Annotated in this window: 19 protein-coding genes; 3 read left to right on the top strand and 16 right to left on the bottom strand. The window is 67.9% G+C overall.

Features of this window, described 5'->3' with window-relative positions:
• Positions 1–7: 7 nt before the first annotated feature.
• The 9 genes from nadD to EJL01_RS08545 form a co-directional block, all read right to left on the bottom strand.
• Positions 8–637: a nicotinate-nucleotide adenylyltransferase gene (gene nadD, locus EJL01_RS08585; RefSeq protein WP_125107131.1), complete on the bottom strand. Its 630-nt coding sequence runs from the start codon at positions 635–637 to the stop codon at positions 8–10.
• Between the two features lie 12 nt (positions 638–649).
• Complete coding sequence (locus tag EJL01_RS08580; RefSeq protein ID WP_125107130.1) at positions 650–985, bottom strand: hypothetical protein; 336 nt, start codon at positions 983–985, stop codon at positions 650–652.
• Between the two features lie 10 nt (positions 986–995).
• Positions 996–2,528, bottom strand: coding sequence for a GTPase ObgE (gene obgE / locus EJL01_RS08575; RefSeq protein WP_125107129.1), 1,533 nt, complete (start codon positions 2,526–2,528; stop codon positions 996–998).
• 140 nt (positions 2,529–2,668) lie between these two features.
• Positions 2,669–2,926, bottom strand: coding sequence for a 50S ribosomal protein L27 (rpmA, locus tag EJL01_RS08570; protein ID WP_125107128.1), 258 nt, complete (start codon positions 2,924–2,926; stop codon positions 2,669–2,671).
• 20 nt (positions 2,927–2,946) lie between these two features.
• Positions 2,947–3,255 (bottom strand): 50S ribosomal protein L21, encoded by a 309-nt coding sequence (gene rplU, locus EJL01_RS08565; protein WP_125107127.1) that lies wholly within the window; start codon positions 3,253–3,255, stop codon positions 2,947–2,949.
• Positions 3,256–3,449: 194 nt separating this feature from the next.
• Entirely contained in the window at positions 3,450–6,593 is a 3,144-nt protein-coding gene (locus EJL01_RS08560) for an Rne/Rng family ribonuclease (protein WP_125107126.1), read from the bottom strand.
• A gap of 425 nt (positions 6,594–7,018) precedes the next feature.
• A complete protein-coding gene (locus EJL01_RS08555; protein ID WP_125107125.1) occupies positions 7,019–7,654 on the bottom strand; it encodes a cyclase family protein in 636 nt (211 codons plus the stop codon).
• Positions 7,655–7,752: 98 nt separating this feature from the next.
• Positions 7,753–9,120 (bottom strand): purine-cytosine permease family protein, encoded by a 1,368-nt coding sequence (locus tag EJL01_RS08550; RefSeq protein ID WP_125107124.1) that lies wholly within the window; start codon positions 9,118–9,120, stop codon positions 7,753–7,755.
• On the bottom strand, positions 9,117–9,542 hold the full coding sequence (locus EJL01_RS08545; RefSeq protein ID WP_164509762.1) for a nuclear transport factor 2 family protein: 426 nt from the start codon (positions 9,540–9,542) through the stop codon (positions 9,117–9,119). Before EJL01_RS08545 ends, EJL01_RS08550 begins: the two co-directional genes overlap by 4 nt.
• 160 nt (positions 9,543–9,702) lie before the next feature.
• Here EJL01_RS08545 and EJL01_RS08540 point away from each other — a divergent pair, with 160 nt between their 5' ends.
• The 3 genes from EJL01_RS08540 to EJL01_RS08530 all read left to right on the top strand — a co-directional run bounded on the left by EJL01_RS08540 (position 9,703) and on the right by EJL01_RS08530 (position 12,369).
• Complete coding sequence (locus tag EJL01_RS08540) at positions 9,703–10,281, top strand: helix-turn-helix domain-containing protein (RefSeq protein ID WP_125107122.1); 579 nt, start codon at positions 9,703–9,705, stop codon at positions 10,279–10,281.
• A gap of 99 nt (positions 10,282–10,380) precedes the next feature.
• Positions 10,381–11,346: an agmatinase gene (gene speB, locus EJL01_RS08535; RefSeq protein WP_125107121.1), complete on the top strand. Its 966-nt coding sequence runs from the start codon at positions 10,381–10,383 to the stop codon at positions 11,344–11,346.
• Positions 11,347–11,520: 174 nt separating this feature from the next.
• Complete coding sequence (locus EJL01_RS08530; RefSeq protein ID WP_125107120.1) at positions 11,521–12,369, top strand: type IV toxin-antitoxin system AbiEi family antitoxin domain-containing protein; 849 nt, start codon at positions 11,521–11,523, stop codon at positions 12,367–12,369.
• 391 nt (positions 12,370–12,760) lie between these two features.
• Here EJL01_RS08530 and ndk read toward each other — a convergent pair whose 3' ends face one another.
• From ndk to EJL01_RS08495, 7 genes are all read right to left on the bottom strand, one after another.
• On the bottom strand, positions 12,761–13,174 hold the full coding sequence (gene ndk / locus EJL01_RS08525) for a nucleoside-diphosphate kinase (RefSeq protein ID WP_125107119.1): 414 nt from the start codon (positions 13,172–13,174) through the stop codon (positions 12,761–12,763).
• 39 nt (positions 13,175–13,213) lie between these two features.
• Positions 13,214–13,657: a DUF4233 domain-containing protein gene (locus tag EJL01_RS08520; protein ID WP_164509761.1), complete on the bottom strand. Its 444-nt coding sequence runs from the start codon at positions 13,655–13,657 to the stop codon at positions 13,214–13,216.
• Between the two features lie 2 nt (positions 13,658–13,659).
• Positions 13,660–15,270, bottom strand: a complete 1,611-nt coding sequence (locus tag EJL01_RS08515) for a bifunctional folylpolyglutamate synthase/dihydrofolate synthase (RefSeq protein ID WP_206427695.1) — start codon at positions 15,268–15,270, stop codon at positions 13,660–13,662.
• Complete coding sequence (gene ileS / locus EJL01_RS08510) at positions 15,267–18,524, bottom strand: isoleucine--tRNA ligase (RefSeq protein ID WP_125107117.1); 3,258 nt, start codon at positions 18,522–18,524, stop codon at positions 15,267–15,269. The genes EJL01_RS08515 and ileS overlap by 4 nt, the downstream gene beginning before the upstream one ends.
• Before the next feature lie 217 nt (positions 18,525–18,741).
• A complete protein-coding gene (locus EJL01_RS08505) occupies positions 18,742–19,575 on the bottom strand; it encodes a hypothetical protein (protein WP_125107116.1) in 834 nt (277 codons plus the stop codon).
• Positions 19,572–20,225 carry a LuxR C-terminal-related transcriptional regulator gene (locus EJL01_RS08500; RefSeq protein ID WP_125107115.1) on the bottom strand — a complete coding sequence of 218 codons (654 nt, stop codon included), beginning with the start codon at positions 20,223–20,225 and terminating at the stop codon, positions 19,572–19,574. Before EJL01_RS08500 ends, EJL01_RS08505 begins: the two co-directional genes overlap by 4 nt.
• Positions 20,213–21,463: a sensor histidine kinase gene (locus tag EJL01_RS08495; protein ID WP_125107114.1), complete on the bottom strand. Its 1,251-nt coding sequence runs from the start codon at positions 21,461–21,463 to the stop codon at positions 20,213–20,215. Before EJL01_RS08495 ends, EJL01_RS08500 begins: the two co-directional genes overlap by 13 nt.
• Positions 21,464–21,476: the final 13 nt, after the last annotated feature.

Below are 21,476 nucleotides of genomic sequence, written 5' to 3'. Positions count from 1 at the left end.
CCTGCAGCTAAATGCTGCGCTGTTCATCCGGCCGATAGAGCCGGTTCTTGGTGATGTATTGCACGATGCCGTCTGGCACGAGGTACCAGACCTGGGCGCCGGCGCGCACGCGGGCGCGACAGTCGGTCGACGAAATGGCGAGCGCGGGAATCTCGAGCACCGAGACATTCTCGAGCGACAGGCCCGCGAGGTCGAGCTCGTGGCCGGGTCGCGTGACGGCGACGAAGTGCGCGAGTGCGAACATCTCGTCGGCGTCTTTCCACTCGAGAATCTGCGTCACGGCGTCGGCACCCGTGATGAAGAAGAGCTCGGCCTCGGGCATGAGGCGGTGAAAGTCGCGCAGCGTGTCGATGGTGTAGGTCGGCCCCGGGCGGTCGATGTCGACGCGGCTCGTCTTGAAGCGCGGGTTCGACGCGGTCGCGATCACCGTCATGAGGTAGCGATGCTCGGCCGGCGAGACGCCGTCTTTCATGTACGGGTTGCCCGTAGGAACGAAGAACACCTCATCGAGGTCGAAGTGCTGCGCAACTTCGCTGCCCGCGACGAGGTGACCGTGGTGAATCGGATCAAAGGTGCCACCCATAATGCCGACGCGATGTCGTCGGCGCTGGGCGGGCTCGAATTCGTTCGGCGTCACGCCAGTGATTCGCTAGTGATCTTGGTGCCGCTGTGCAGCACGCTGCTCACCCTGCGAGCGGCCGATCTGCTCGCGGACGAGTGCGTCTTCGTGGCCGGGCATAGCCCGAGCACCCTCGTGGGCGCCTTCGGCAATCGGATGACCCGGGTGACCGATGGGCTCATAGACGTAGACCGTCGGGTTCTCGGGGTGGCTCGCCGCCATGTTGCGGAACGAGAACGCGACGAGCGCCAGCACCAGCAGCAGCACGAGGGCGATGATGCCGAACACGATCGGGGGAAACCACATCTCGCCCGGGTGGACGATCATTTCACCGGCCGACTGGATGACTGCGGGAAGCTCGAACATACCCACCATCCTAGCGCGAGTTCTCAGCCGATTCGGCCGCTTCGTCGTCGCCGTTCCAGATGCCCGCCTTGCGTTCGTCCTCAAGCTGCTCGCGGGCGGCCGACTTGGCGTCCATCCAGCGGTAGTAGTCCTCGCGGCGCTCCTTCGTGGTGCGACGCGTGCGGTCTTCGAAGCGGATGTCCGAGCCGCGCGCGGTCATCACCTCGGCGGCCGACGAAAGTGTCGGCTCCCAGTCGAAGATCATGCCATCGCCAGGGCCAATCACCACGGTCGGGCCGGCCTGCGCGCCCTTCGCGACGAGGGCATCCTCGATACCGAGCTTCGCAAGGCGATCGGCGAGGTAGCCGACGGCCTCGTCGTTCGCGAAATCGGTCTGCGCCACCCAGCGCTCGGGCTTGCGGCCGAGGATGCGGTAAATGTCACCCCAGGTGCCACCCTCGACGCGGATCGTGTAGTCCTTCTCGTCAACCGCCTTCGGTCGAATGACGATGCGTTCGCGCTGCTCGTTCTGCTCGGCACGCGCGGCGCGAGCCTGCTCGACGATGTCGCCGAGCGCGAAGCCGAGTTCGCGCAGGCCCTCGTGCGAAACGGTCGACACGAGGAACACCTTGTAGCCGCGCGCCTCGAGATCGGGGCGGATGAACTCGGCCAGCTCGCGCGCATCCGGCACGTCGATCTTGTTCAGCGCGACGATGGCGGGCCGCTGCGTGAGCGGCGTCTGCCCCTCGGGCACCTCGTAGGCGTCGAGCTCGGCGAGGATGATGTCGAGATCGCTGAGCGGGTCGCGGCCCGGCTCGAGCGTGGCGCAGTCGAGCACATGCAGGAGCGCCTCGCAGCGCTCGACGTGGCGGAGGAACTCGAGCCCGAGGCCTCGGCCCTCGCTCGCGCCCTCGATGAGGCCCGGCACATCGGCCATCGTGAACCGACTGTTGCCGGTCTCGATGACGCCGAGGTTCGGGTGCAGCGTGGTGAACGGGTAGTCGGCGATCTTCGGCTTCGCGGCGCTCATCGCGGCGATGAGCGAGCTCTTGCCGGCGCTCGGGTAGCCCACGAGCGCGACGTCGGCGACGGTCTTGAGTTCGAGCACGAGCTCGGTCGTCTCGCCGGGCGTGCCGAGCAGCGCGAAGCCCGGCGCCTTGCGCTTCGAGTTCGCGAGCGAGTTATTGCCGAGGCCGCCGAGGCCGCCCTCGGCCGCGACCAGGCGCATCCCAGGCGTGTCGAGGTCAACGATCACCTCGCCGTCGGTGTCGCGCACGACGGTGCCAACGGGCACGGGCAGCTCGAGATCGCCGCCCTTTGTGCCGTTGCGGTAGTCGCCCATGCCGAAGCCGCCCGAGTCGCTGCGCTGGTGCGGCGTGTGGTGGTAGGTGAGCAGGGTGGTCACATCGGGGTCGGCGACGAGCACGATGTCGCCACCGTCACCTCCGTTGCCGCCGTCAGGGCCAGCGAGCGGCTTGAACTTTTCGCGGCGAATCGACATGCAGCCATTGCCGCCGTCGCCAGCGCGCAGGTACAGACGTACCTCATCGACGAACGTTGCCATGAATGCTCCTTCGTTCCCGTTCCATTGTGCCGCCCCGCGTGGCGCCCGTGTTCAGGCCACGTGCGGCGCGGCAATGAAAAAAGGGGCGGAGAGTGTCCGCCCCTTTTTCAAAGTGTGCCGGTTTGCCGGCTCACAGCGCCCTATTCGGCTGCTGCGACGATGTTCACGACCTTGCGCATGCCCTTGGCGCCGAACTCGACCTTGCCGCCCGCGAGAGCGAACAGGGTGTCGTCGCCGCCACGGCCGACGTTGACGCCGGGGTGGAACTTGGTGCCGCGCTGGCGGACGAGGATCTCACCGGCGTTGACTTCCTGACCAGCGAAGCGCTTCACACCGAGACGCTGAGCGTTGGAGTCGCGGCCGTTCTTGGACGAGCTTGCGCCCTTCTTGTGTGCCATTTCAGTATGCTCCTGACGACTTACTTAATGTCGGTGATCTTGACCGTGGTGAGCTCCTGGCGGTGGCCCTGGCGCTTCTTGTAACCGGTCTTGTTCTTGTACTTCATGATGCGGATCTTCGGGCCGCGGAGGTTTTCAACAACCTCGGCCGAGACCGTCACCTTTGCGAGCTTGTCAGCGTCGCTGGTGATGTTGTCACCGTCGACGAGCAGCACGGCGGGAAGAACAACCTTGCCCTTGTCGTCTGCGACGACGCGGTTCATCGTAACGATCGAGCCAACCTCGACCTTTTCCTGCCGGCCACCGGCGCGCACTACTGCGAATACCACTTCAGCTACCTTTTCTTTGTGCTCGGCGACCGAAGTCGCTTCGCGAACGATTTGCGTGACGTGCCGGTGCACGTACCCTGACGCTCTCACTGCGCGGCCGACGCCGCGTCGCTCGAAGAGCGTGCAACAGCGACCTACTTTAGTCGATTCTTCGGGTGAGCGTCAACCCTCGGAGTCGACCCGCTCGCGGGGAACTACTCCCCCGCGATCGGGCCCGTCGTGATGCGCCGACGGCGCTTCGGCGAGCTGGTCTTCGGGGCCTCGGCGGCCGGAGCCGGCTCGGCGCTTGCCCGCGGCGCGGCCTGTGGCTGCTCCTTGGGCTGGCTGCTCGACTCGTTCGGCTCGGCGGTGCCGGCGAGCGAGTCGAGGGCGGCGTCGAGGGATTCGAGGCTCAGCGACGCGTCGACCTGCGGCTCGGCCTTCGGCGCCGGCTGCTTCGCCTCGGGCAGCTCGATCGAGAGCGCCGACTCGCGGCGCGCCTCGCTGCTCGAGGCATCGGCCGTGACCGTGCCGGTGCTCACGCGGCGGCGGCGCGGCTTGGATGCGCGGGGTGCCTCCTCGGCCTTCGTCGCGTCCTGCGCGGGCTGAGCCGTCGTGGTTGCGGCGCGGTCGTTGGCGCTGCGGTCGTTGGCGTTGCGATCGCTGTTTGCGCGGTCGCTAGTGTTGCGGTCGCTGGCCGAACGGTCGTTACCGTTGCGGTCGCTGCCCGACGCATCCTGCTGGATCGAATCGCGGCTGTCACGGGCATCCCGGCTGTCACGCGCATCCTGCTGGTCCTCGACCTGCTCGGCGTTCGAGTTCTGCGGCTCGTCGCCCTGCTGTTCGGCATTACGGTTGCGACCGCGGCCGCCGCGGCGCGAGCGCCGCGAACGACGGCCCTCACCGTTCGAGTCGTTGTCGTTCGACGAGTCGCCTCCGGCCGCGAGCACATCGGCAGCGGGCTTGCCCGACGCTGCCGCGGCAGCCGCATCCGCGAGTTTCTCAGCCGCCTCGCGCACCGCCTCGTCGTCCTTCGCCGACACCATGGTCGACGCGGCGATCTTCGTCAGCGCGTTGCGGGCGTCATCGGTGATCTCGTGGGTGCCGCCGCCGTTCGAACCGCTCTGCGTCTGGTTCTGGTTCTGGTTCTGGTTTTGGCCCTGGTTTTGGTTGCGACCGTTGTCGTTCTGGCCCTTGTTGTTGCCGCGGCGCGACTGCGAGCGGCCCTTCGACTGGTTGCTGTTGCCGCCGCCATGGTTGACCGGGTGCGAGTGCACGACGACGCCGCGGCCGGCGCAGGCAGCACAGGGCTCCGAGAAGGTCTCGAGCAGGCCAAGACCGATCTTCTTGCGGGTCATCTGCACGAGGCCGAGGCTCGTGACCTCGGCGACCTGGTGCTTCGTGCGGTCACGCGAGAGACCCTCGACGAGGCGGCGGTGGACGAGGTCGCGGTTCGTCTCGAGCACCATGTCGATGAAGTCGATGACGATGATGCCGCCGATGTCGCGCAGGCGCAGCTGGCGAATGATCTCTTCGGCCGCCTCGAGGTTGTTCTTCGTGACGGTCTCTTCGAGGTTGCCACCCGAGCCGACGAACTTGCCGGTGTTGACGTCGATGACCGTCATCGCCTCGGTGCGGTCGATGACGAGCGAACCACCCGACGGCAGCCAGACCTTGCGGCTGAGCGCCTTGTCGATCATGTCGTTGACCTTGTACTCAACGAAGATGTCGTCGCCCGTGTACTTCTCGACGCGCTCGAGCAGGTCGGGGGCGACCTGACCGAGGTAGGTCTTGATCGTCTCGAGCTCGGAGTTGCCCTGGATGATCAGCTGGTGGAAGTCCTCATTGAAGACGTCGCGGATGATCTTGATGAGCATGTCGGGCTCGGCGTGGAGCGTCTTCGGGCCCTTGCCTGCCGAGGCGACCTGCTTCTGGATGTCTTCCCACTGGCGCGTGAGGCGCTCAACGTCGCGCTGCAGCTGCTCCTCGGTCGCGCCCTCGGCGGCGGTGCGCACGATGACGCCAACGCCGTCCGGCAGCACCTCCTTGAGGATCTTCTTGAGGCGCGTGCGCTCGGTCTCGGGCAGCTTGCGGCTGATGCCGTTGAGCGTGTTGCCGGGCACGTACACGAGGTAGCGGCCGGGCAGCGAGATCTGGCTGGTCAGGCGGGCACCCTTGTGTCCGACAGGGTCTTTCGTGACCTGCACGAGCACCTTGTCGCCCGGCTTGAGGGCATTCTCGATCTTGCGGGCCGTATTCGGGCCGAGCTTCGCGGCGCTCCAGTCAACCTCGCCCGAGTAGAGCACGGCGTTGCGGGCCTCGCCGATGTCGACGAACGCGGCCTCCATGCTCGGCAGCACGTTCTGCACGCGACCGAGGTAGACGTTGCCAATGAGCGAGACGTCTTCGTTGCGGGCAACGTAGTGCTCGACCAGGATGTTGTCCTCGAGCACGCCGATCTGCACGCGACCGTCCTTGGCGCGCACGAGCATCTTGCGGTCGACCGACTCGCGGCGGGCCTGGAATTCGCTCTCGGTGACGACGGTGCGGCGGCGGCCGAGCTCGCGGCTTTCGCGGCGGCGGGCGCGCTTCGCGGCGAGGCGCGTCGAGCCCTTAACGGCCTGCGGCTCGTCGATGACCTCGGCGTCGGTATCGTCGTCAAAGTCGCTCGAGTCGCGGCCAGAGTCGCGGCTGCGGTCGCGGTCGCGGTCACGCTCGCGGCGCTGGGGTTCGCGCTGCTCGCGCTCCTGCTCGTCACCGCGGCGGCCACGGCGCGAGGTGCGGCGGCGGTTGTTGCTGTTGCTCTCGTTGTCGTCGCCGTCCTCGTCGTTCGCGTCGTCGAGCTGCTGCGGCTCGCGCGGCTCGTTGCGGCTGCTGCGGGGGGCCTCGGGCAGCGGCGGCAAGTCGGGCGCAAGGAAGAAGAGGGTCCGCTGCGTGATGACCTCGGGAATGCGCGGGTGGCGCTCGTCCTCTGGCTTCGCGTCGTCGGTCTTCGCGGCGTCGTCAGCCTTGTCGGTGTCGTCGGCCTTCGCGCTGTCGTCGGCAACTGCCGCCGCGTCGTCACTCTCTGCGACGTCAGCCTTTGCAGGGTCTGTGCTGTCGGCGCTGCTGGCCTCAGTCGAGTCGGCGGCCTCGGTCGCCGCCGCGTCGGCGTCGCCCTTGGCGTCGTCCGAAGTCACGTCGGCTGCAGTTTCGCCCTCGTTTGACTCGGCGTCGGCCGCGGGCTGCGACTCTGTGTCGGTCGATGCCGCGTCGACAGCATCGCTCGTCGCCTCAGCCTGCGGCTGAGCGGCGTCGTCGATCTGGTTCGCTTCGTCGTTGGAGTTATTGGAATCGTTGTTGTGGTTGTCCACCGTCACTGGGGTGCTCCTGCTGTCGCCGACCAGTCGCTGGCGCGATTCCTGGTCGGAACTGTGTCTTGGCCGCGGTCAGCCCGCGGGAAATCTGTCGTCGTGGGTACGGCGTGCCGCTGGTGCGGCGGGAGCGGTTGCTCCGAAAGTCTCAGTACGCTTGCGCGCACTCTGACAGTATCGCACGGTGCGGCCCCGACCTGCTCGGTCAGTGACCCCGAACGCGCCACTTTGTCGGTACCCATTTGTACCGCTACGGCAGGACTGCTGCACGCACAGACCAATCCGGATCAGGTGACGTAATCGGGTCGATTTCAACGCGGAACGCGGAGGTTCCCGCGCAAAACACGGACGAACGGCGAGATTTTGGGGGTGTGAACGGGCTGAGCCCGTTCACACCCCCAAAATCTCGCCGTTCGTCCAATAAGTCAGCCTTACCCAGCGTCGACGTAGGCCCGAATCGGGCTGCCGTCGCCGGCGTCGAGCCGCAGCGGCACCCCCGCAAAGCGCACGCGGGACGGCAGCCCCGTCAGCCCGCGCAGGTTCTCAATAATGAGCCGGTCGCTGCCCAGCACGAGCCGGTGCACCTCGAGTTCGCCGCCGTCGCTCGGGTCGGGGTTGAGCGTGTCCATGCCGAGCACGTGCATGCCAGCCTCGATCAGCGCACGGCACGCGTCGGCGCCGAGCGTCGGGTGGGCGAAGTACGAGGCCTCGCCCCAGTGCGCGTCCCACCCCGTCGCGAGCAGCACGATGCGCGCGCCGCCGAGCCCGGCATCCAACAGCGGCGCGAGCCGCTCGACGGTGATCACCTCGCCGGCCGCGAGCCCGGGCAGCTGCAGCACGGCCGCCTCGCCGACGAGCTCGTCGAGCGCGACCTGGTCAATCGTGCGGCCGCCGGCGATCGAGTGGGCCGGCGCATCCACATGCGTGCCGCTGTGGCTGCCGAGCTCGAGCCGGGCGACAGCGAAGCCGTCGCGCTCGAGCTCGGCGGCGGGCCGCACCGTGACCTCGGGGTCGCCGGGGAATACCGGCATGCCGGTGCCGATCGGGTGCGAAAGGTCGATCAACATGGAGTCACGCTACCTCGGTGTCTTCGGTAAACCTGCCGCTCCCCCGGCGGAACGACTTCCGCGCGAGGGAGCGGTCAGGGTGGCCATGAACTACGCGACTACGCTGCCTCGGCGAGGTGCTGCGAACGCGCGCCCGCCTCGGCGCGGATGCCGGTCGCCTTCACCCAGACGAAGTAGACGAGCGCCGACACGAGCACCGTCGGCAGCGCCGCGCCAATCGGCGAGAGCCATACGAACGCGAGCACCCAGTAGGTGGCGCCGCCGACGACCCAGGTGAGGATCGCGCCGATGTTCCAACCGCCGGCGAACCAGTACTTGCCGCCGCTGTGCCGCAGAATGTCGCGGTCGTAGACGCCGCGGCGCGCGACGTAGTAGTCGATGATCATCACGGCGAACACTGGAATGAACAGCGCGCCGATCGTCGAAAGGAACGTCGTGAACTGGTCGAGCAGGCCGAGCCAGGTCGAGCCGATGACCGACACGATGCCGAGCCCGAGCGCGGTCGGCACGAACGGCAGCGGCTTCTTTAGCGGGAACGCGTGCTGCAGCGACAGCGTCATGCCGAACACGACCATGGTGTTCGTCGCCATCACCGAGAGGAACATGACGATCGCGAGGGGCGCGCCGAACGCGTCGATGACGACGGTCGGGTCGAAGGGGATCGCCTCGTTGCCCTCAAGCAGCACATACGAGATCGCGACGGCGCCGAGCAGCATTGCGAGCACGGTCGAGAGCGTGTAGCCGATGGCCGCACCGGTCGCGCCGGCGCGCGGGGTGCGCGCAGTACGGGTGAGGTCGGCCGAGAGCACCGTCCACGAGATCGCGGTGGCGAACACGATGTCGAAGACGCTGAGGCCGGTCATGCCGAGCTCGGCGTCAGCCTGAATCGCGAGGTAGTCGCTGAGCGAGTGCTGCCCGAACGCTGAGATGAAGACGTAGGCCATGAAACCGAGGATCACGATGCCGAGCCACGGCTCGATCTTCGCGATGCCCGCGTGCCCGAAGATCGCGAGCAGCACAACGACAACCTCGCAGAGGGCGGCGAAGAGCGCGGGGTTGGTGAAGCCGGTCCAGCTAAAGATGAGGTAGTCGAGCGAGATGCCGGCGAGCATCGCCTGCACCCACGACCATCCCATGAGAATCACGAGGTTCGACAGGGCCGGCACGATCGAGCCGCGCAGGCCGAACGAGCCCTTCGTGAGCGCCATCGTCGACAGGCCGGTGCGCACGCCCATCGTCGCAATGAGCGTGAGCACGCACGCGCCGAGCACGGTGCCGACGACGATCCAGAGCGCCGACTCGGCGAACGTCACACCCGGCACGAAGAGCGTGCCGGTGAGCAGCGTCGTGACGACGAGGTTCGCGGCGAGCCAGATAAGCAGGATGCGCCCGCCGCCGAGCGTGCCGCGGACCGGACCCTCGGCTTGGGTCGCGTCGGCCGATTCGGTGTTGACGTCGTGGCTCACGCTGCGGCCTCGCTTACCTCGGACGCCTCGTCGATCGTCGAGAGGTGCTCGTGAATGGCGATGAGTTCGCCATCGCGGCGCGTGAAGACGATGGTCTCGCGCTCTTTGTACGTTTCGGTCTCGTCGCCGGTGCGCGAGGTGGTCTCGAGCTCGTGCACGAAGATGCCGCCCTCGGGGATGAGCTGGATGTGCGTCACGAGGCTGTGGCACTCGATGACCTCCCAGCCCTCGGCGCGCAGCTCGCGCCAGCCCTGCTGCCACTCGTCGCGCGCGGTGTGGATCTCGCCGTCGGTGTGGAACGCGAACGAGCAATCGGGCGCGAAGCGCGCGAAGTAGTCGGCCTCGTCGTTCGCGGCGTAGGCGGCGACGATCGCCTGCGCGGCCGCCGCGATGTCGTCGACGGTGATGGTGGGGTTCGTCATTGAGTCCTCCGGGAGGTGATCGCCGAACGAGCGGCGGTTGCGCTCCGCACGCAACTTTCTACGATTATGCAATCTTTGTTTTCTATAGTGCAACCTACGTGGCGCGGCTCGTGTGCGCGCGCTGGTGGATACTGGAATCCACCCAACGGAAGGACCATCGATGCGCGGCGTCACCCCCATGGCCGAATCCCAGGCGGCTCGGATCGGTGCCAAGCTGCGCGCAGCGCGCCGCGCCCAGGGACTCACGCTCGCCGAGGTCGCGAGCGGCACCGGCCTATCCAAGGGGTACATCTCGCGCGTCGAGCGCGACGAAACCTCGCCCAGCGTCGCGACGCTCCACTCGCTCTGCCAGGTGCTCTCGGTGACGATCGGCAGCCTGTTCGACGAGCCCGACACGGCCGTCGTCCACCTCGACTCGGCGCCGCACATCAACCTCGGCGGCTTTGGCGCGCGCGAGCAGATGGTCACACCGCGCGGCCAGTCGGCCGTGCAGGTCATCCACTCGACGATCGAGGCCGGCGCCGACGGCGGCGACGAGCTCTACACGATCAACTGCGACGTCGAGGTGCTCCACGTCATCTCGGGCTCGCTGGAGTTGCGCCTCAGCACCGGCTCGATCCACCTCAAGGCAACCGACACGGTCACCTTCCACGGCGCCGAACCGCACAGCTGGCACTGCGACGAAGCGACCCGCGTCATGTGGATCCTCATCCCGGCCCCGTGGAGTAACGGCCGCTAACCCTCGCTCAGCCAAGTCGGATGCTCGAGACTTGCGCGGGCCGTGCACCGCGCGTAGTTTCGCAATAGACAACTTTTGTAATCTGACGGTGAGGTTGAGATGCGTCCCGAGTACGTGCAATTTGAGAGCGGCAAGCTGGGCCCCGCCGACGCGAGCAAGTCGCCGCGATTCGCCGACATTGCGACGTTCGCGCGCCTCCCCCGGCTCGAAGATGTCGAGTCGGCCGATGTGATCGTCGTCGGCATTCCCTTCGACAGCGGCGTGAGCTACCGCCCCGGCACCCGCTTCGGCCCGTCGCACGTACGCGAGGCGTCACGCCTGCTGCGCCCCTACAACCCGGCCGTCGACATCGCGCCGTTCAACGAGGTGCAGGTCGTCGACGCCGGCGACATCCCCGTCAACCCCTTCGACATCACCGAGGCCGTCGCCGAGATGGAAGCCGGCGCCGACCAGCTGCGCGCCGACGGTGCCCGCCTCGTCGTCATCGGCGGCGACCACACCCTCGCGCTGCCGATGCTGCGCTCGGTCGCGAAGCAGCACGGCCCCGTCGCGGTCGTGCACTTCGACGCGCACCTCGACACCTGGGACACCTACTTCGGCGCGCCCGTGACGCACGGCACGCCGTTCCGCCGCGCATCCGAAGAGGGCCTGATCGACCTCGAGGCGAGCCTGCACGTCGGCACGCGCGGCCCGCTCTACAGCAAGCAGGATCTCCGCGACGACGAGCGCCTCGGTTTCGCGATTATCTCGAGCGATGAGATCGAGAACGAGGGCGTGCCTGCGGCGATCGAGCGGATGCGCACCCGCCTCGGCGACCGTCCCGTCTACCTCTCGGTCGACATCGATGTGCTCGACCCGGCGCACGCGCCCGGCACCGGCACGCCCGAGGCCGGTGGCATGACGAGCCGCGAGCTACTGCGGATGATTCGCCAGTTCTCGGACTTCAACCTCGTCGGCGCCGACGTCGTCGAGGTCTCGCCGCCCTACGACCACGCGCAGATCACCGCCGTGAGCGCCTCGCACGTCGCCTACGAAATCGTCAGCGCGATGGCCGCCCGCCCGTAGCGCGCCAGCTCCCTCAGACTGTGGCCCTCGTCTCCCCGGAGACGAGGGCCACACTGCTTTCCACCCTTGACGCGTGTGTACAACGGACTTCCGGCGTCGCTGTGGATACTTGGCCGTCCACAGTTGGGCTCCACCACTCAACGTTTGCGTGACCGCACCGGGCAGGCTGCCGCCATGCACGACGATCTCGACGCCTACCTCAATCGCAACCACCAGGTCATCACGACCGAGGAGCTCCACGACCTCGGCTATGACCGGCATGCCATCGGCAAGTTCGTCGCGACCGGCCGACTCAAGAAGCAACAGCGCGGCTGGTATCGCCTGCCGACCACTCCCCTCACGATGTTTGGCCGTGCCCGGATCGCCGGCGGCGCCGTCACTTGCCTCAGCGCACTGCAGCACCTCGGCTTCTGGACACCAGAGTTCAGCGAGCTACACCTGCGGGTGGGCGCCTACGGGCTCGGCGACACGTGGCACCACCTGCCCTCGCTCAGCCTCCCCGATGATGCGCTCGACAGTCACGAGGGAATCCTGTTGTGTGCCCAAGACTGCTGCGAGCTCGACGAACTCGTGGCGATCCTCGACGAGATGGCCAGGCGCGAACTCGACGTCACGTCGCTTAACGAACACCCGCTGGCCAAGGAGAAGCTGCAGCGCGCCATCGCGTTGTCGGGGCATCGCGCCGACTCGGCGCTCGAGTCGCTCGTGCGAGTGCGGCTTGACCAACTCGGCATCAAGCACCGTCGGCATGTGAAGGTGGGTGTGTTCGAGCTCGACTTTCTCATCGGCGACTACCTCGCCGTCGAGTGCGACGGCTTCGCCTACCACTCGAATCAGGCCGACGTAATCCGCGACCGCAAGAAGGACCGCTACTTCGAGTCGCTCGGCTACTCGATGCTGCGGTTCACGTACTGGGACATCATCGAGCGCTGGGACGAGTGCGCGTCGCAGATCCTCGCGATGGTGCGCGCTGAGCGACACCGCTACCCGTCGTCTCGCCGAGTCGCCCCCTTCGCCGTCTAACCCAAAAGTCTGTCGAGACGAAGCTCACGTATCGACGCGGGTCGACACGCGTAGCGCGCAAGGCAACGAAGAGCGACGCGCAGTGTCGTTGGGTCGAATTATCGTGTGTTCTGGCGCGCCACTGCGAAGAACTGCGGCCTCGCGGGGCCGGTGACCTCGGGAAACACGGACGAACGCCGAGATTTTGGGGGTTTGAACGGGCTGAGCCCGTTCAAACCCCCAAAATCTCGGCGTTCGTCCAAGAATCTGCTCCGCACCCGACCCAAGCAGCCCGATTTGCGGCTCAAACGCCCCCACTTGGTGACCGCGCCAGAACACCACTGGCCGCTTCGGAAACGCGAATGGTCGCGCCGGGGATCCGGCGCGACCATGAGCGTTGGTGCGAGCAGCGTTACTTGAACCAGATGCCGAGCTCGCGGTCGGCCGAGAGGGTCGAGTCCGAGCCGTGCACGATGTTCTCGATGACGGCCTTGCCCCAGTCGCGACCGAGGTCGCCGCGGATGGTGCCGGGCGCGGCAGTCGTCGGGTTGGTGGCGCCGGCGAGCGAGCGGAAGCCCTCAACGACGCCGTTGCCCTCGACGCGCACGGCGACGGTCGGGCCCGACATCATGAACTCGACGAGCGGCTCGAAGAACGGCTTGCCCACGTGCTCCTCGTAGTGCTCGGTGAGCAACTCGCGGGTGGCGCTCACGTAGCGGAGGTCGGTGACGACGTAGCCCTTGCGCTCAATGCGGGCGATCACCTCGCCGATGAGGTTGCGGCGAACGCCATCGGGCTTCACGAGAACGAGGGTCTGTTCGGTCATTCCTGCTCCTATTCGTTGCAGCGGATATCGCTGTCGACGTTAGTCGGTGGTGGTTGCGGCGCGCGGGGCGCCAGTGTCGTCAAGCGGGGCGCCGGTTTCGTCAATCTCGCCCGCCGCGAGGGCGCGTTCGAACTCGGCGATGATGGGCGCGCGCTCGGCGTCGATCTTGCCGCCGCGGAACATGCAGAACAGCCAGACGGCCAAGAACAGCCCGCCGACGATGAACACGATCGAGTCGAGGAACCCGCCGAGGGTGAGCAAAACCTGCAGCCCGAGCACGTACCAGCGACCCCAGTTGAACCGCAAGAAATACACGCCGGCCACAAACGCGAGCACGAACACTGCCCCGCCACCAAGCGCGGTGCCGGCGGGCAGCGCGCGCAGCCCGAACAGCGCGAGGGCGACGAGCGCGACCGAGATCACCTCGAACGCAATGAGAATCGAGCCGAGCTGCTCGGTGACGGTGCGATACCTTCGCGCCACGCCTACTCCCCCGTGTCTTCTGGCGGCAACTTCCAGCCGCCCTCGTGCGCGAGCGCGTACGCCTCGCCGATGAGCGTGATCGAGCCGGTCACGAGCACGCCGGCCGACTGCGGCAGTCCGTGGTCGTCCTCGCCGAGCTCGAATGCGGCGGCCTCGGCTCGTGCCTGCAGCAGCGCATCCTCAGACCGGTCGATGACGCGCACCTGCTTCTGCTCGGCGAGCTCCTCACCGAGCACGTCGCGCACCATTTCGGCAAGGTCGTAGGCATCGATCGCGCGCGGCGAGTCGGACTGCGTCACGATGATGCGATCGGCGATCGTCGCGAGCGGGCGCACGATGCCCTCGACGTTCTTGTCTTCGAGCACGGCGAGCACGAGCGTGAGCTGGTCGAAGGCGTACGTCTCGGTGACGGCCTGCGCGAGGTGCGCCGCCCCGTGCGGGTTGTGCGCGGCATCGATGACGACGGCCGGGGATGCACCAACCAGCTCGAGCCGGCCGGGCGAGAGCGCCTCGGCGATGCCTGCCTCGACGTTCTCGGCGAGCAGCTCGCGCTCGCCGCCAAAGAATGCCTCGACTGCCGCGAGCGCGAGCGCCGCGTTGTGGGCCTGGTAGTCGCCCGCAATCGCGAGCGGCAGGTCGTCGTACTGCCCAGAGAGGCCCCGCACCGAGATGAGTCGGCCGCCGACCGCCATGTGATCGGCGGTGACGGCGAAGTCGGTCGGCTCGACGAAAAGCTTGGCCTCGAGCCGCTCGGCTGCCGCGGCGATTTCGGCGGCGGCCTCGGCGGGCTGCGCGGCCGACACGACCGAGGCGCCGGGCTTGATAATGCCCGACTTCGTGCGCGCGATCTCGGCGACGGTCGAGCCAAGCCGGCCGACGTGGTCGAGCGAGATCGGCGTGAACACCGAGACCGCACCGTCGGCGACGTTCGTCGAGTCCCACTCGCCGCCCATGCCGACCTCGACGACGGCGACGTCGACCGGCGCATCCGCGAAGCACGCGAACGCGAGCACGGTGAGTGCCTCGAAGAACGTCAGCCGAACCTCGCCGGCCTCCTCGAGCTCGGCGTCGACGATCGCGAGGAACGGCTCGATGTCGCGCCAGTTCGCGACGAGTCGCTCGTCGGCGATCGGCGCACCGTCGATACCGATGCGCTCATTGAGCCGCACGAGGTGCGGGCTCGTGAGAATACCGGTACGCAGTCCGTGGGCGCGCAGCAGCGACTCGGTGATACGCGCGGTCGACGACTTGCCGTTCGTGCCGGTGATATGAATCATCGGCCACGCGCGGTGAATGTCGCCGAGCAACTCGCACGCGCGCCGCGTGGGCGCGAGCCGCGGCTGCGGCTGGCCTTCGCCGACGCGCTCCATGAGCTCGTCGAACACGGCATCGGCTTCCTCGCGCCAGTCGGTCTGCTCGAGGCGGCGGCGCTCCTCGGCCTCGCGGTCGCTGAGGCGCACCTCCTCGGCGGCAAAGTCGTCGGCGAAGTCGGTGTCGAAGTCGAGGCCGTCGTCGAACGGCGCCCCGCCGAGCAGCTTCGCGATGTCTTCGGCGGTCAGTTCTTCTTCGGGGAGGTTGTCGTCGGACTCGTCGCGATTGCGGTCATCGCTCATGCCTTCTCCAGTTCAATCTCAAGGGCGCCGTAGCTGTGCGCCACGGATGCGCGCGCCGGGTCGGGCGCGGCGCCGCCCGTGATCTCCAGGCTAGTGGCGAGCGTCTCGCCCGCGAGCAGATCGCGGTTCGCCTCGAGCGAAGCCACCGACGCGTCGTCGGCGCGCAGGCGCAGGCGGATGCGGTCGCTCACCTCGAGCCCGGCGGCCTTGCGGGCATCCTGCACCGCGCGCACGGCGTCGCGGGCCGTACCCTCGGCCGCGAGCTCGCCGGTCACTTCGGCGTCGAGCACGAGGATGCCGCCGTTCGGCAGCAGCCCAAGGACGTCGGTACCCTGCGAGTCGGCGACCTGGAGGTCGACCTCGTACTCGTTCGGCTCGAGCGCGATGCCGCCGGCGACGACGTTGCCCGCGTCATCCTGCTGCCAGTCACCCGACTTCGAGCCCTTGATGGCCTGCTGCACGAGCTTGCCGATGCGGGGTCCTGCGGCGCGCGCGTTCACGCGCAGCACGCGCGAGACGCCGTAGGCAGCAGCGGCCTCGTCGGTGCGTGGCTGCAGCAGCACCTCGCGCACATTGAGTTCGTCGGCGACGATCGACGCAAAGCCCTCGAGCTCGCCGGCGCGCTCGGTGAGCACGGTGAGGCGGTGCAGCGGCAGGCGCACGCGCAGCTGGTGCTGCTTGCGCAGGGCCTGGCCGGCCGAGACGATCTCGCGCACCGCATCCATCGACGACACGAGCTCGACGTCGGCGGGGAACGACTCGGCGTCGGGCCAGTCTTCGAGGTGCACCGAGCGGCCGCCGGTGAGCCCCTGCCAGATCGTCTCGGTGACGAACGGCGCGAGCGGCGCGGCGACGCGGCAGAGCGTTTCAAGCACGGTGTAGAGCGTGTCGAAGGCGTCGCGGTTCGCCTCGCCGTTGTCGCCCTCGAGTCCCTCCCAGAAGCGGTCGCGCGAGCGGCGCACGTACCAGTTCGTGAGCACCTCGGCGAAGTCGCGCAGGCGCTGGGTGGCGTTCGAGGCGTCGAGCTCGTCGAGGTCGGCCTGCACGCCACGCATCGTCTCGCCGAGCTTCGCCAGGATGTACCGGTCGAGCACGTGCGCCGAGTCGGTGCGCCACTGCGCCTCGTACCCCGGCGCATCCGGCCCGTTCGCGGTGTTCGCGTAGGTGGTGAAGAAGTAGTAGGTCGACCACAGTGGCAGCAGGAACTGGCGCGTCGACTCGCGGATGCCCTCTTCGCTCACGATGAGGTTGCCGCCGCGCAGCACCGAGCTCGACATGAGGAACCAGCGCATCGCGTCGGAGCCGTCGCGGTCGAATACCTCGTTCACGTCGGGGTAGTTGCGCAGCGACTTCGACATCTTGCGGCCGTCGGAGCCGAGCACAATGCCATGCGAGATGACGTTCGAGAACGCCGGGCGATCGAACAGCGCAGTCGACAGCACGTGCATCATGTAGAACCAGCCGCGTGTCTGCCCGATGTACTCGACGATGAAGTCGGCGGGCGAGTGCGTGTCGAACCAGGGCCCGTTCTCGAACGGGTAGTGCACCTGCGCGAACGGCATCGAGCCCGAGTCGAACCACACGTCGAGCACATCGGGGATGCGGCGCATCATCGACTTGCCGGTCGGGTCGTCGGGGTTCGGGCGCACGAGCTCGTCGATCGCGGGGCGGTGCAGGTCGGTCGGGCGCACACCGAAGTCGCGCTCGAGCTCGTCGAGCGAGCCGTATACGTCGACGCGCGGGTAGTTGTCGTCGTCGCTCTTCCACACCGGAATTGGCGAACCCCAGTAGCGGTTGCGCGAGATCGACCAGTCGCGGGCACCCTGCAGCCACTTGCCGAACTGGCCGTGCTTCACGTTCTCGGGCACCCAGGTGATGTCTTCGTTGAGCTCGACCATGCGGTCGCGGAACTCGGTGACCCGCACGAACCAGCTCGAGACGGCCTTGTAGATGAGCGGCTGCTTGCAGCGCCAGCAGTGCGGGTACGAGTGCACGTACGACTTCTGCTGCACGAGCCGGCCGCGCGCCTTGAGCTCCTGCACGAGCGGCTTGTTCGCGTCCTGCCAGTTCAGGCCGGTGACGAGCGGCACGTCGGCGAGGAACTTGCCGCCCGCGTCGAGCGAGAGGATGGTCGGGATGCCCGCGGCGTCGTTGAGCCGCTTGTCGTCCTCACCGTAGGCGGGCGCCTGGTGCACGATGCCCGTACCGTCGCTCGTCGTGACGTAGTCGTCGACGAGGAACTGCCAGGCCCGCTCGGTGCCCCACTTCGCGGTGTCCGTGTAGAAATCGAAGAGCGGCTCGTAGGTGACGCCGGCGAGATCGGCGCCGAGCACGCGCGCGGTCGACGCGGCCACCGCATCCTCAGCCTTCTCGTAGCCGAGCTCTTTGAGGTAGGCGGGGATGCGCGCCTCGGCGAGCAGGTAGGTGGCCGAGCCGTCGGCGGTCGGTACCGCGAGGTAGACGATCTCGGGGCCGGCGGCAAGTGACGCGTTCGTCGGCAGGGTCCACGGCGTCGTCGTCCACGCGAGCGCCGCAACGCCCTCGAGGCCGAGCTCGGATGCGCGGGCGCCGGTGAGCGGGAACGACACGGTGACCGTGTTGTCCTGGCGATCCTGGTAGACGTCGTCGTCCATGCGCAGCTCGTGGTTCGACAGCGGCGTCTCGTCGTTCCAGCAGTACGGCAGCACGCGGAAGCCCTCGTAGGCGAGGCCCTTGTCGTAGAGCTGCTTGAACGCCCAGATCACCGACTCCATGTAGGTGATGTTCAGCGTCTTGTAGCCGTTCTCGAAGTCGACCCAGCGGCCTTGACGCTCGACGTAGTCCTGCCACTCCTGCGTGTAGCGCAGCACCGATTCGCGCGCCTCGCGGTTGAACTCCGCGACGCCCATCTCTTCGATCTCGTCCTTCGTTGTGATGCCGAGCTGCTTCATGGCCTCGAGCTCGGCGGGCAACCCGTGGGTGTCCCATCCGAAGACGCGGTTGACCTGCTTGCCGCGCATCGTGTTGTAGCGCGGGAAGACGTCCTTCGCGTAGCCCGTGAGCAGATGCCCGTAGTGTGGCAGGCCGTTCGCAAACGGCGGGCCGTCATAGAACACCCACTCCTCGGCACCCTCGCGCTGATCAATCGACGCCTGAAAGGTGTTGTCGCTGCCCCAGAACTTGAGCACCTGCTGCTCGAGGTTCGGGAACGAGGGCGAAGCGGGCACATCGGCGCCGAACGCCGAGGCGGAGGACTTGGGGTACGTCGCGCTCATATGGGTGGTCTCCTGCAGATGACTGGTTTGCCAGGCCCAGGGGCGCTTTCGCGCGGTACCACCCCGATTGCAGCGTGCGCTGCCACTTCGTTACGGCTGTTTCGGGCCTACCCGTTCGGTTCTACTTGGCCGCGGGCGGCCGTTCTTCCGAAGACTCCCCGTTGATGGCGGATCATCGTCACTGCCGCCAAGTCTAGCGGCCGGCGGGCGGCCGCCGCTACCAGGACTCGTCGCCCCAGACGAACGATTCCTCGGGCAGCGGGTCGCCGATCGTGATCGCGTTCGGCGCATCCGCATCGACCTGGTAGCCGACCTGGCCGAAGCGCTCGACGAGCCAGTCCGGCGCGGTGAGGGCGAGCGGCGTCGACTGGGGCAGCCCCGCCAGGGTGAGGAAGTCGACGTCGAGCGTCGCCCGCTCGGGCGCGACGCCGGCAAAGTTCACGTCGACCGACGCCGCCGAGGCCGTGAGCGAGCGAATCTCGCCGCGTGCGCTGAACGTCGCGGTCGGTCCAGCGAGCTCGAGGGTGTCGATGTCGCCCCGCACGTCGGCCCAGCCGGGGCCGGTGACCGTGACGCTCACTCGCTCGGCGTCGGTGTTGAGCCAGAGGTTGGCGTCGTCGGAGAGCGACGCGGTGATCTCGAGCCCCGCCGCCATGTCGCTCGGCAGCAGCAGCACGCCGGTCGCCATGGCATACCCGTCGCTCCGCCACGGCATCGGCTCCTGCTCGGTCGAGGTGATGCGCAGCGTGCCCTCTGCCGACGTGTCGACCTCGAATGGCCCCTGACCGTCGATGCCGGTGCCGTACACCTCGAGCGTCGGCCGCTTGATCTCGTTGTCGCGCTCGACCGAGAGCGTCGACACCGTGCCGAGTTCGAGCTCGATGCGCTGGGCCATGGGCAGCTCTACCGTGCTCGTGACGTCGAACTCGCGGGATGCGCCATACGCCGAGACACCGGCGATCGTCGCGCCGGCGAGCACGATCAGGATGCCGACGGCGGCGAGGATGCGCGCTGCCCAGCCTGCGCGTGGGCGAATGGCGGGAGTCGTCATGGCTGCCTCGCTTCGACCTCGAGGTAGGTGAGCACGGCCTGCACCCGGCGGTTGCCCGCGCGGTCGGTCGAGAGGTCGAGCTTCTGGAAAATCTGTGCGCTGAACTTCTCGACGGCGCCGTTCGACACGAACAGCTGCGCCGCGATCTCGGCGTTCGAGCGGCCCTGCGCCATGAGCCCGAGCACCTCGCGTTCGCGGGGTGAGAGCGCCGCGAGCCGGTCGTCGCTCGTGCGACGCGCGAGCAGCTGGGCAATCACGTCCTCGTCGAGCACGTGCTCACCGGCGTGGATGCGCTCGAGGGCGTCGAGGAACACGTCGATGTCGGCGACGCGGTCTTTGAGTAGGTAGCCGAGCCCGGCGCCGGGCTGGCGGATGAGCTCGGTCGCGTAGCGCTCCTCGACATACTGCGAGAGCACGAGCACGGGGAAGCAGGGGCGCTCACGTCGCAGCTCGAGCGCGGCAAGCACGCCCTCGTTCGTGAACGTCGGCGGCATGCGCACATCGAGCACCGCGATATCGGCGTCGGCCGCCGCGTCGGTGAGCCCGCGCGCATCCGACAGTGTCGCTACCACCTCGTGGCCGGCCTCGCGCAGCAGGCGCACGAGGCCCTCCCGCAGCAGCGCGTGGTCTTCGCACACTACGACGCGCATGGCACCATCACCTCAATCTCGGTCGGGCCGCCAGCGGGGCTCGAAAACACCATCGAACCACCCGCCGCGGCGACGCGTTCGCGCACGCCCTGCAGACCGCCGCCCGGACGAAGCAGCGCCCCGCCGTGCCCGTTGTCGCGAATGTCGGCGCGCAGCCCGTGCTCGCTGCGCCAGATGCGCACGTCGATGTTCGTCGCGCCCGAGTGCTTCATCGCGTTCGTCACCGACTCGGCGACGGCGAAGTAGACGACGAGCTCGGTCGTCACGTCAGCGCGGTCGCTGACCTCGTTGACGAGCCGCACGGGCACCGCGCTTGACGAGACGAGCGCCGAGAGGGCGGCGTCGAGGCCGCGGTCGCTGAGAATCGCGGGGCGCATGCCCCGCACGAGCGCGCGAAGGTCACCGATGCTCAGCTTCGTCGTGCGAATCGCCTCGTCGATGAGCTCCTCGGCCGCCGACGCATCGGTCGCGAGCTTGCGTTTCGCGAGTGCGAGCGTCATCGCAACCGACACGAGCTGCGGCTGCACGCCGTCGTGGAGGTCGCGTTCGAGCCGGCCCTGCTCAATGTCGGCGGCCGAGATTGCGTGGCGGCGGCGGTCGCGCTCGGCGCGGGCGGCCTCGCGCAGTTCGGCTTCTTTCGACGGCACGAGCATCGCGCGGGTGAGGATCGCGAACAGTGGGAGGATGCCGACGATGAGCCCGAGGCCAACGACGATCGCGCCGATCGCAACGCCGATCACGGTGCCCCGGTCCACCGGCACCGTGAACACGGCGACGACGTTCGAAGGGTGCGCGATCGCCCGCACGAGGTAGCCCACCCCGATGCCGATGGCCATCGCGAGCAGCAGCACCGCGGTGCCGGTGAGGACCGCGACGACGGCGTTTGCGAAGCCCCACCAGTTGCGCCGGTCGGCGAACTGCGCGAGCGAGCTCGCCGACACTGAGAACTCCTCGCCACTCCCGCCGCGGCGCACCGGATGCTCGGGCACGGCCAGGCCGTACGTCTCGCGTCCGAAGCGCTCCTGCACTCGCGCCGCGCCAGCGAGCACCCAGGGCGAGGCGACCGCGATCACCGCGAGCAACACGAGGGTCGCCGCGACGTACGCGAACGTCGTGCCGATCGCCCACCCCACCGATTGCGCGAGCACCAGCGCGGCGAACAGCATGCCGAGCACCACGGTGGCCTCGAGCACGAGGTGACCTGCCGACAGCAGCAGGCGCGCGGGGGTGATCTTCATGCCCGTAACGCTA

Origin of the sequence: Gulosibacter massiliensis, from assembly GCF_900626105.1 — a bacterium.
Taxonomy (GTDB): Bacteria; Actinomycetota; Actinomycetes; order Actinomycetales; family Microbacteriaceae; genus Gulosibacter; species Gulosibacter sediminis.
This window is presented reverse-complemented; position numbering and strand designations above follow the sequence as displayed.